The 10,431-nt window shown below is 69.1% G+C and carries 11 protein-coding genes and 1 pseudogene; 7 read left to right on the top strand and 5 right to left on the bottom strand.

All coding sequences use genetic code 11. The annotated features are described in order from the left end of the window. Together Q0R13_RS08185 and panC are read right to left on the bottom strand one after the other, a co-directional pair. Positions 1-461 (bottom strand): annotated as a pseudogene (locus Q0R13_RS08185) (IS5 family transposase); the annotation flags it as partial. Between the two features lie 69 nt (positions 462-530). Then, positions 531-1,382 carry a pantoate--beta-alanine ligase gene (gene panC, locus Q0R13_RS08180; RefSeq protein WP_293902164.1) on the bottom strand — a complete coding sequence of 284 codons (852 nt, stop codon included), beginning with the start codon at positions 1,380-1,382 and terminating at the stop codon, positions 531-533. 143 nt (positions 1,383-1,525) lie between these two features. Here panC and Q0R13_RS08175 point away from each other — a divergent pair, with 143 nt between their 5' ends. Continuing rightward, positions 1,526-2,359 (top strand): division plane positioning ATPase MipZ, encoded by an 834-nt coding sequence (locus tag Q0R13_RS08175; protein WP_293902161.1) that lies wholly within the window; start codon positions 1,526-1,528, stop codon positions 2,357-2,359. Positions 2,360-2,362: 3 nt separating this feature from the next. Beyond that, a complete protein-coding gene (locus tag Q0R13_RS08170; protein WP_293902158.1) occupies positions 2,363-2,779 on the top strand; it encodes a DnaJ domain-containing protein in 417 nt (138 codons plus the stop codon). A gap of 177 nt (positions 2,780-2,956) precedes the next feature. Here the strand turns inward: Q0R13_RS08170 and Q0R13_RS08165 are convergent, their stop codons facing one another. Next, positions 2,957-4,264: a D-alanyl-D-alanine carboxypeptidase gene (locus tag Q0R13_RS08165; protein WP_293902156.1), complete on the bottom strand. Its 1,308-nt coding sequence runs from the start codon at positions 4,262-4,264 to the stop codon at positions 2,957-2,959. Between the two features lie 262 nt (positions 4,265-4,526). Here Q0R13_RS08165 and phaP point away from each other — a divergent pair, with 262 nt between their 5' ends. From phaP to Q0R13_RS08145, 4 genes are all read left to right on the top strand, one after another. Then, positions 4,527-4,961: a phasin family protein gene (gene phaP / locus Q0R13_RS08160; protein ID WP_293902154.1), complete on the top strand. Its 435-nt coding sequence runs from the start codon at positions 4,527-4,529 to the stop codon at positions 4,959-4,961. Between the two features lie 151 nt (positions 4,962-5,112). Further along, the gene (locus Q0R13_RS08155) at positions 5,113-5,574 is read left to right on the top strand and encodes a RidA family protein (protein ID WP_293902152.1); all 462 of its coding nucleotides are present in this window, start codon (positions 5,113-5,115) and stop codon (positions 5,572-5,574) included. Next, positions 5,571-6,350 carry a glycerophosphodiester phosphodiesterase gene (locus Q0R13_RS08150; protein WP_293902148.1) on the top strand — a complete coding sequence of 260 codons (780 nt, stop codon included), beginning with the start codon at positions 5,571-5,573 and terminating at the stop codon, positions 6,348-6,350. Before Q0R13_RS08155 ends, Q0R13_RS08150 begins: the two co-directional genes overlap by 4 nt. Next, a complete protein-coding gene (locus tag Q0R13_RS08145; RefSeq protein ID WP_293902145.1) occupies positions 6,347-7,510 on the top strand; it encodes a GNAT family N-acetyltransferase in 1,164 nt (387 codons plus the stop codon). The genes Q0R13_RS08150 and Q0R13_RS08145 overlap by 4 nt, the downstream gene beginning before the upstream one ends. Here Q0R13_RS08145 and Q0R13_RS08140 read toward each other — a convergent pair. Next, the gene (locus tag Q0R13_RS08140; RefSeq protein WP_293902142.1) at positions 7,507-8,106 is read right to left on the bottom strand and encodes a DUF4287 domain-containing protein; all 600 of its coding nucleotides are present in this window, start codon (positions 8,104-8,106) and stop codon (positions 7,507-7,509) included. The two genes, Q0R13_RS08145 and Q0R13_RS08140, sit on opposite strands and share 4 nt — an antisense overlap. Positions 8,107-8,164: 58 nt before the next feature. Between Q0R13_RS08140 and Q0R13_RS08135 the strand changes: the two genes are divergently transcribed. Beyond that, the gene (locus Q0R13_RS08135; protein WP_293902139.1) at positions 8,165-8,602 is read left to right on the top strand and encodes an HIT family protein; all 438 of its coding nucleotides are present in this window, start codon (positions 8,165-8,167) and stop codon (positions 8,600-8,602) included. Between the two features lie 243 nt (positions 8,603-8,845). On the opposite strand, the gene Q0R13_RS08130 is transcribed toward Q0R13_RS08135, so the two are convergent. After that, positions 8,846-10,431: AAA family ATPase (locus Q0R13_RS08130; RefSeq protein WP_293902136.1), on the bottom strand; the 1,586-nt coding region annotated here is incomplete at its 5' end.

The raw sequence follows: 10,431 nt of genomic DNA, 5'->3' as shown, positions 1-10,431 counted from the left end.
CGCCATGTCGTTCTGCTGACCAGGCCCCAGGATGAGGCGGACCGGCAGGCCGAGCGCATCTACGCAGACATGGAGCTTGGTTCCGAAGCCGCCGCGCGAGCGGCCAAGCGCCTGGGCGTCCAGTCCCCCCTTTTTCGCCGCCCTCCGGCGGCTTGGGCGTGGGCCCGGATGACGGTGGCGTCCAGCATCTCCCATTCCAAGTCCGCCTCGGCCGCCACGGCCTCGAAGACCTTGGCCAGCACGCCCCTCTCGATCCAGCGGTAGTAGCGCTTCTTCGCACGCTCGAACGGCCCGAAGCGCTCCGGCAGATCCCGCCACCGACCGCCTGAGCGCGCCATCCACAATAACGCGTCGATGAACAGCCGCCCGTCGCTGCGCGGACCCCGCTTGCCCTTCCGGCCCCCCGGCACAAAAGGCTTGATCCGCTCCCACTGGTCGTCCCTAAGAACCTCGCCTTCCAAGACCGCCTCCCAAAGGTAGTCTTGAATCACCACTCGCGATTCAGGGGAATCCTAAATCGTCCCTACGACCTAGTCCCCGACGTTGTCGATCAGGCGGGTGCGGCCCAGGAACGCGGCGGCCAGCAGGCGGATCGGCCCCTCGGAGGGGCCGGGCCCCAGGCGGTCGAGGGTGTCCGGCGTGCGCGCTTCCACATAGTCCACCCTGGCGAAGCCCGCCGCCAGCAGGTCGGCGACCGCCTCGCGCTCCACGGTCTCGACCGGGTCGCCGGCGCGCAGTCGGGCCAGCGCCGCGGTCAGCACGCGGTTGAGCCGGGTCGCCACCGGCCGGTCGGCGGCGCTGAGGTAGGCGTTACGGGAGGAGAGAGCCAGGCCGTCCTCGGCGCGGACGATGGGGGCGCCGACGATCTCTACCGGCAGGTCCAGGTCGCGGACCAGGCGGCGGATCACCGCCAGCTGCTGGAAATCCTTCTCGCCGAACACCGCCACGTCCGGCGCGCACTGGTTCAGCAGCTTGGTCACCACCGTGGCCACTCCGGCGAAGTGGCTGGGCCGCGCCGCGCCGTCCATCGACTCCGAGACGCCCGAGACGCTCACCGTGGTCGAGGCGCTGGGCGCATACATCTCCGCCACGGTGGGCGCGAACAGCAGTGCGCAGCCGGCGCCGGCCAGCAGGGCGGCGTCGCGGGCTTCGTCGCGGGGATAGGCGTCGAAGTCCTCGCTGGGGGCGAACTGGGTCGGGTTGACGAACAGGCTGGCGACCACGCGGTCGGTCCGCGCCTGGGCCAGGCGGACCAGCGACAAATGGCCCTCGTGCAGGGCGCCCATGGTGGGGACCAGCCCGACGCGCAGGCCCTCGCGCCGCCAGGCTGCGACCTGGGCGCGGAGGTCGGCGACGGTGCGGACGATGGGGAGGGCGGCCATGGGCGCGGCTTATGACGATGGCCCCTAGGTGAGTCCATCCACAGGCGGCGCCGATTCGCGCCGTTGACGCGCCGCCGCCGCCCGCGCTGACTCCGTAGGGAGTCTGAGTCGGCCGCCGCCGGCTTCTGAGGAGCGAGAGATCCATGGGCCAGGCCAGCGTCATCGTGGTCGGCAACGAGAAGGGCGGGGCGGGCAAGTCCACGCTCGCCATCCACATCTGCACCGCCCTGCTGCATGGGGGCGCCAAGGTGGCCGTCCTGGACCTGGACCTGCGCCAGCAGACCATGGGCCACTTCTTCGCCCACCGGGCGGCCTGGCTGGCCGCCAACCGCGTCGAGGCGCCGATGCCGATCCAGCATGCGATCAGCGCCGCCGGCGACGCGCTGGCCAAGGCGCCGGACGCCGAACAGCTGGCCCGCTTCGAGGCCGCCTTCGCCGAGGTCTCGCAGGCCGCCGACTTCGTGCTGATCGACACCCCGGGCGCCGACACCGCCATCATGCGGGCGGCCCACGAGCGCGCCGACCTGATCGTCACCCCGATGAACGACAGCTTCGTGGACTTCGACATGCTGGGGGTGGTCGACCCGGTCACCCTGGAGCTGAAGCGCCACAGCCTCTATGCCGAGACCGTCTGGGCCAGCCGCAAGCAGCGCGCGACCGCCGCGCGCAAGCAGATCGACTGGGTGGTGCTGCGCAACCGCCTGGCCCCCACCGAGGCCCGCAACCGCCGCCGCCTGGACGAGCGGGTCGAGGCGCTGAGCCGCAAGGTCGGCTTTCGCGTCGGGCCCGGCCTGCGCGACCGGGTGATCTATCGCGAGCTGTTCCCGTTCGGCCTGACGGTGGCGGACCTGTCGCCCACCATCCGTCCCGTCGCCATGAGCCTGCAGCACGTTGCCGCCCGGCAGGAACTGCGGGCCTTGATGGGCGCGCTGGGCTTCAGCGGGCTGGACGAGAGCGAGCGGATCGCGGCGGAATAGCGGATGCTCTATCTCGCCCTGGGCGGCGCGGCCCTGGCGTTCTACCTCTACGTCACCGGCGGCAAGCCGCTGTTCAAAGGCCGCGACTGGCGCATCGCCTCCGGCGGCGCGGCGCTGGCCGCCTTCACCGCGGCCGCCTTCCTCGGCGTGCGCGGGGAGTGGGCGCCCTGCATCGCCCTGGTGGTGGTGGGTCTCTGGTTCGCGTCCACCGCCCGCAAGCGCGCGCCGCGCGCCGCGCCGGCCAGCGGCATGAGCCTGGACGAGGCCCGCCGCATCCTGGGCGTCGAGCCCGGCGCCACCAGGGCGGAGATCCAGGCCGCCTACACCCGCCTGATGCGCCTGGCCCACCCGGACAAGGGCGGCACCGTCGGCCTGGCCAGCCAGCTCAACGCGGCGCGGGACCGGCTGCTCTCCAAATGAGTGTCATCCCGGTTTCGCGGCACGCGAAGACCGGGACCCACGAACATCACGGACGGTGGGGGATCGAAACGGCGCCGCTTCCCGGAGCATCGATGTCATTCGTGGGTCCCGGTCTTTCCTTGCGGGAAAACCGGGATGACAGCCGTGGGATAGGTCGCAGGCGCAGGGCGCGGAGCGCTAACCCCGCGGGGCGACCACCATGCAGGGGTGTTTCCGGGCCTTCAGCGCGCGGCAGGCGTCCCGGGCCTTGTCCTCGGTGAGGCCGGCGAAGCGGGCCTTGAACTTGCCGCCGTCCTTTTCCGCCGTGCCCTGGGCGTCGTCGAAGTGCTGGCCGAATTTCTTGCCCATCGTCGCCAGCTGGTCGCGGGCGTCGGCGCGGTTGGAGAAGGTGCCGACCTGGACGGTCCAGCGGCCACCGGCCTCGGCCTTCCTGCCCTTGCCGCTCAGCTTGGGCACCGACTTGGGCTCGACGATCTGGATCTGCGAGGCCCGCGACGGCGGCGGGGAGGAGGCCAGCACCACCCGCAGCCGGTCGTCGGTGTCGCCCTGCTGGATCGAGGGCTGGGCCGCGTCCTGCATCGACGGCGGCTCGAAGAAGTTCTGCGCGACGGTGATCTGTTCGCCGCGCGCGCGGCGGTCCAGCACGTCGAAGCCGGTCATCAGCAGGCCGGTGGCGGTCTTGTCGCGGGCGATCCGGGTCGGGCCGCCCAGCACCACCACGATCAGGCGGCGGTTGTCGCGCACCCCGGAGATGGCGATGTTGAAGCCCGAGGCGTTGGTGAAGCCGGTCTTCAGCCCGTCGATGCCGGCGACTTCCGACAGCAGGTGGTTGTGGTTGAAGATCTGGCGGCCCCGGAACACGAACGAGGTCTCGCTGAAGTAGTGGTAGTACTGCGGATAGTCCCGCATCACCGCCCGGCCCATGATCGCGATGTCGCGCGCCGTGGTCACGTTGCGGCTGTCGGGCAGGCCGTTGGCGTTGGCGAAGTGGGTGTTCTGCATCCCCAGTTCCTGGGCGCGCAGGGTCATCAGGGTGGCGAAGCGCTGCTCAGTACCGCCCAGCTTCTCGGCCATGGCCACGGCGGCGTCGTTGGCTGACAGGGTGGTCATGCCCTGGATCGCGTCGGAGACGGTGATCGAATCGCCGGCCCGGATGCCCAGCTTGGTCGGCGACTGCGCCGCGGCATGGGGCGAGAACACCACCGGGTCTTCCAGGCGAATCCGTCCGGCCGCCAGCGCCTCGTAGGTCAGGTACAGCGTCATCACTTTCGTGATCGAGGCGGGATACCGGATCGCGTCCGGGCGTTTGCCGTAGAGGACCTCGCCGGTCCGCGCGTCGACCACGATCGCCGCGTATTTGGACGAGTCCTGCGGGATCAGCTGCAGGTACGGCGCCTGGGCCGAGGCCGGCGCGGCGGCCGCGCCAAGGGCCATGGCCGCGGCCAGACCGATCGAAAGCAGCAGGTGGCGGGCGTGCTGGATCATGCTTCGTCCGTCGAATCAACGCGTTGAGATGGCCACGCGCCACCTGGAGACTCGGTAGCATGCTCCGCATACCCTTTCATGAGGGTAAACAAGGTTTGAACGAGCGCAATTGTCGCGGCGCCTGGGACATGGGCGCCACGGCGTCATGTTGCAGTGCACAAAAATCGTTGACTGCTGCACTGCAACATGAAATAAGGACGCTGTGATCCAGGGCGCTTCGCCCGCCCAATTCGTTGCCCCCGCCCACTCTAGGAGACCTCCCATGGCCGTCGCCGACGCCGCGAAGAACACCGTCGAACAATTCACCGCCGCCTCCAATGTCGCCTTCAAGGAAGGCGTCGAGAAGAGCCTGGCCGCGATGAACGACGCGAACGCCCAATCCAAGAAGAACCTGGAAGCCCTCGTCGCCTCGGCGTCGGCTTCGGCCAAGGGCGCGGAAGCCCTGGGCGCCCAGGCGATGGCCTTCTCGAAGGCGATCTTCGACAGCAACGTGACCGCCGCCAAGTCGCTGGCCGGCGCCAAGAGCGTGCAGGAAGTGGTCGAACTGCAGACCGCCTTCGCCAAGTCCGCGCTCGAAACCTACATGTCGGAATTCGGCAAGATGTCCGACACCGTGTCCTCCTCGGTGAAGGAATCCATGAAGCCGATCAACGAGCGCGTCACCGCGGTCGTCGAGAAGTTCCAGGCCGTCCGCTAAGACTTCCAAGTACCGGAAGCCGAGAAGCCCGGCGCGCAGGCGCCGGGCTTCATCGTCAGTAAGCGTAGCGTTTCCTCCCAGTACGCGTACCAGGGCCGGCCTCATGGGGCTGGCCCTTTTTCTTTGCGCCGCCGGGCGCTAGACCTGCGGCATGTCGAACGTCGAAGAGCGCCTGGCCGCGGCCGGCATCGAACTGCCCAGGCCCAATGCGCCGGTGGCCAACTATGTCCCCTTCGTGCGGGTGGGCGACCTGCTGCACATCTCCGGCCAGGTCTCGCTGGACGCCGCGGGCGGCATCCGCGGGACGGTCGGCGAGGACGTCGACCTGGAGACCGCCAGGCAGGCGGCCCGGCTGTGCGGGCTCAGCCTGCTGGCCCAGATGAAGGCGGCCTGCGACGGCGACCTCGACCGCGTGGTGCGCGTGGTGAAACTGGGCGGCTTCGTCCAGGCCGGGCCCAGCTTTGTCGAGATCCCACAGGTGGTGAACGGCTGCTCCGACCTGATGGTCGAGGCGTTCGGCGACGCGGGGCGCCATGCCCGCTCCGCCGTGGGCGTCTACCGCCTGCCGATGAACTTCGCCGTCGAGGTCGATGCGGTGGTGCAGGTCCGGTGAAAGCCTTTGCGGGGCAGGGGGGCTTCGGCCAGGCCTGGGATCTGCTCTTCCATCCGCCGATCGCGCACCGGGGGCTGTGGAGCCCGCACGGCCCGCCGGAGAATTCGCTCGGGGCCTTCCAGGCTGCCTGCGCCGCCGGCTACGGCATCGAGCTGGACGTGCAGCTGTCCGCCGACGGCGAGGCGGTGGTGTTCCACGACGACAAGCTGGCCCGCATGACCGGCGCGGACGGGCGCGCGCGCGACCGCAGTGCAGCAGAGCTGGCGGACTTGCGCCTGGCCGGCTCCGACGAAAAGATTCCGACCCTGCTCGAGACTCTGGCCGTCGTCGGCCACCGGGCCATGGTCCATATCGAGCTCAAGACCCCTTACGGCGAGGTCGGGCCGCTGGAACGGCGGGTGCACGAAGTGATCGCCGACCACAACGGCCCGCTCTGCCTGATCGGCTTCAACCCCTATTCCCACGCCTGGTTCGCCGACCGTTACCCCGGGGTGCTGCGCGGCCTGGACAGCTATTCCTACGCCAAGGCGCCGCAGATGGCCGACGCCCAGCGGCGGTCATTCGCCCAGCTCGAACATGTGTCGATCGCCCGGCCGCACTTCCTGGCGCTGGGGCTCGACATGCTGCCCAGCCCGCGCGCCGCCCGGCTGCGCGCCGAGGGCATGCCGGTGATCGCCTGGACGGTGCGTGAGCCCGGGCAGTGGGAGACGGTCAAGGCTGTCTGCGACAACCTGATCTTCGAGGGCTTCGCCCCTGCCATGGACGTGGCCGCATGAGTCTGACGCCGGCGGTGAAGGTCTCCCGCCGCATCGCCGAGATCGGCCGCGAGGCCTGGGACGCCTGCGCCCGAAACCCCGAATATGACGCCAACCCCTTCATTTGTTTCGATTTTCTGGACGCTCTGGAACAGTCGAACTGCGCTGTGGAGCGCACCGGGTGGGGGCCGCAGCACCTGTCGATCGCCGACGCGGACGGGCGGGTGGCCGCGGTGATGCCGCTCTACCTGAAGTCCCACAGCCAGGGCGAATACATCTTCGACCACGCCTGGGCCGACGCCTACGAGCGGGCCGGCGGGCGCTACTATCCCAAGTTGCTGGCGGCCGCGCCGTTCACTCCAGCCACCGGCGCGCGCCTGCTGGCCCGGCCGGACGTGGACGAGGGGGAGGCGAGGCGGCTGCTGCTGGGCGGCGGCCTGACCCTGTGCGAACGCTACGAGGCCTCGGGCCTGAACCTGAATTTCCTCACCGAGTCCGAGTGGCGCTGGATGGGCGAGCAGGGCCTGGGCCAGCGCGAGGGCCAGCAGTACCACTGGCTGAACCGCGGCTACGCCGACTTCGAGGCCTTCCTGGGCGCCCTGTCGTCGGGTCGCCGCAAGACCATCCGCCGCGAGCGCCGCGATGCCCAGGCACAGGCGGAGATCGTCTGCCTCACGGGCGCGGCGATCACCGAAGAGCACTGGGACGCCTTCTTCCGCTTCTACATGGACACCGGCTCGCGCAAGTGGGGCCGGCCCTATCTGACGCGGGCCTTCTTCTCGATGCTGGGCCAACGGATGGCCGACCAGGTGCTGCTGGTGATGGCGCGGCGCCGCGGCCGCTGGATCGCCGGCGCCCTCAACCTGATCGGCGGCGACTGCCTATATGGCCGCAACTGGGGCTGCATCGAGGACGTGCCGTTCCTGCATTTCGAGGTCTGCTACTACCAGGCCATCGAATGGGCCATCGAACGCGGCCTTCCCCGCGTCGAGGCCGGCGCCCAGGGCCAGCACAAGATCGCCCGCGGCTACCTGCCCAAGCCCGTCTATTCCGCCCACTACATCGCCGACCCCATGCTGCGCGGCCCCGTCGAGCGGTTCCTGGAGCAGGAGCGCGCCGGGGTGGAGCAGGAGATGGAGTGGCTGGAGGAGGAGTATTCGCCGTTCAAGGCCGAGGGTTAGGACCGCGCCCAGGCCTGCCGCAGCAGCGCCTCCACCGACCCGTCCACTTCGGCCGGCGAGGTCAGCAGCATCTGGCCCTTCAACCGGTCGCCCCAGCTCTCGCTCCGGCCGCGCGGCTGAAGGCGCGCATCGGCGTCGGGTTCCACGGCGAAGCCCACCATGGCGTGGCCGCCCTTCACCGGCCTTATGGCGGCCAGCTGCACCTTCCGCGAGAAGGCGGTGAAGGCCTTGCGCTGGCCGCAGGTGGTGTCGGGCAGCCGGGCGACGGCGGCCTCCAGCGCCCGAAGGATCGCCTCGGAGGCCGCATCCTGCCACAGGGCGGCGCGCAGCTTGTCCGGCGCGTCCCAGCCGTCGGCGCTGGGAAAGGCCGCGGTCAGCACCTGGGCGGCCCGATTGACGCCCAGGCCATGCTGCTCGCGCAACCAGTCGACCCGGGCCCGGGGCTTGTCGTGCGGGCAGGTCCTGGCGATCGCCACCCACGCGTCGAGGGTCTTGCCGGTGTCGCGCTCCAGGCCGGCGCGCACGGACTCGAACCACTTCTGCTGTCGTGCGGTCAGCCCGGGCGACCGGTTGTAAGAGCTGCCGCTCGTTCCCATCGTTCCGCCCCCCGCGCCGATTTGCTAACCCAGGGTCCGCAGACCTCGGGAGTGCGCCATGAGCTTGGACGGGACCTACGACGACGGCAACATCTTCGCCAGGATCCTGCGCGGCGAGATGCCGGCCGCGCGCGTCTTCGAAGACGACCACGTGTACGCCTTCATGGACGTGTTCCCGCAGGCCAGGGGCCACACCCTGGTGATCCCCAAGCACTCGACGGCGCGCAACCTGCTGGACGCGGCCCCGGAGATCGTCGGGCCGCTGATGCTGGGCGTGCAGCGGGTGGCCCGCGCCGTGCGCGCGGCGCTCAATCCCGACGGCCTGGTAGTGACCCAGTTCAACGGCGCGGCGGCCGGGCAGACCGTCTTCCACCTGCATGTCCACATCATCCCGCGCTGGGAGGGCGTGGCGCTGGGGCGGCACGGCGCCGGCGGCATGGCGGACATGGCAGACCTGAAGGCCATGGCGGCGCACATCGCGGCGAAGCTCAGTTAGGCCAGTGGCCGTGCTGCAGTCGACCCGTCAAACTCATTCGTTCCTTATTTGTTCTTTTCTCGCTAGCTCAACCATGAGATGCTGGCCTGGAATCTAAGGTCAGCGTAGGCGCAAGTTCCTCGAGCAGGACGTCTTTGCGGGCTGAAATCGAAACGGCGCCGCCCGGGCTCGGGCGGCGCCGTCGAGTTTGTGGGTCCCGGTCTTTGGCTGCGCCAAAACCGGGATGACACCGTTGTTACGCGTCTAGTCGACCGCTTCGATCTCTTCCGCGGGGGCCTCGATGACCGGGGCGCCGCGTTCGCGTTCGTCGCCTTCGATCTCGAAGGCCAGCTTGGAGTCCTTCAGCACCACCTTGACGTGGCCGCCCTTGATCAGCTTGCCGAACAGGATCTCGTCGGCGAGCGGCTTCTTGATGTGCTCCTGGATCACCCGGGCCAGGGGCCGGGCGCCGTAGAGCTCGTCGAAGCCGTTCTTGGCCAGCCAGTCGGTGGCCTCGTCGGAGGTCTCGATGGTCACGTGGCGGTCCGCGAGCTGGGCCTCCAGCTGCATGACGAACTTCAGCACCACCAGCTTGATGATCTCCGGCGTCAGCGACTTGAACTGCACGATGGCGTCCAGGCGGTTGCGGAATTCCGGCGTGAACAGGCGCTTGAGCGCCTCGTCCACCTCGTCGTCCGCCTTGCCGCGTCCGAAGCCGATCGAGTTCTTCTGGGCGTCGGAGGCGCCGGCGTTGGTGGTCATGATCAGGACCACATTGCGGAAGTCGATCTTCTTGCCGTTCGAGTCGGTCAGCTGACCATGGTCCATGACCTGCAGCAGGATGTTGAAGACGTCCGGGTGGGCCTTCTCGATCTCGTCCAGCAGGACCACGGCGTGCGGATGCTGGTCGACGGCGTCGGTCAGCAGGCCGCCCTGGTCGAAGCCCACATAGCCGGGGGGCGCGCCGATCAGGCGGCTCACCGTATGGCGCTCCATGTACTCGGACATGTCGAACCGCAGGAGTTCGATGCCCAGGGTGGAGGCCAGCTGGCGGGCCGTCTCGGTCTTGCCGGTGCCGGTGGGGCCGCTGAACAGGTAACAGCCGATCGGCTTCTGGCCGTCTCGCAGGCCGGCCCGGGCCATCTTCATGGCCGAGGAGAGCTGGTCGATGGCGTCTTCCTGGCCGTAGACCGCGCGCTTCAGGTCGGTTTCCAGCTGCTTCAGCGCCTCGGTGTCGGTCTTGGAGACCGACTTCGGCGGGATGCGGGCGATCTTGGCGACGACGGCCTCGACCTCCTTCAGGCCGATGATCTTCTTGCGTTTGCCCTCGGGCAGCAGCATCTGGCCGGCGCCGGCCTCGTCAATGATGTCGATCGCCTTGTCGGGCAGCTTGCGGTCGTTGATGTACTTGGCCGACAGCTCCACCGCCGCCTTGATGGCGTCGTTGGTGTAGCGGAGCTTGTGGAACTCCTCGTAGTAGACCTTCAGGCCCTTGAGGATCTTGATGGTGTCCTCGATCGTGGGCTCGTTGATGTCGATCTTCTGGAAGCGCCGGACCAGCGCCCGGTCTTTCTCGAAGTGCTGGCGGAACTCCTTGTAGGTGGTCGAGCCCATGCAGCGCAGGGTGCCCGAGGCCAGCGCCGGCTTCAGCAGGTTTGAGGCGTCCATCGCCCCGCCCGACGTCGCGCCGGCGCCGATCACCGTGTGGATCTCGTCGATAAACAGCACCGCGTCGGGGTGGTTCTCGAGTTCCTTGACCACCTGCTTCACGCGCTCTTCGAAGTCGCCGCGGTAGCGGGTGCCGGCCAGCAGCGCGCCCATGTCGAGCGAGAAGATCGTCGACTTCGACA

The sequence above is a fragment of the Phenylobacterium sp. genome, assembly GCF_025351295.1.
In the GTDB taxonomy this organism is placed as follows: domain Bacteria; phylum Pseudomonadota; class Alphaproteobacteria; order Caulobacterales; family Caulobacteraceae; genus Phenylobacterium.
Note: the sequence above shows the minus strand (reverse complement) of the source record. Positions and strands in the feature narration are given on the sequence as shown.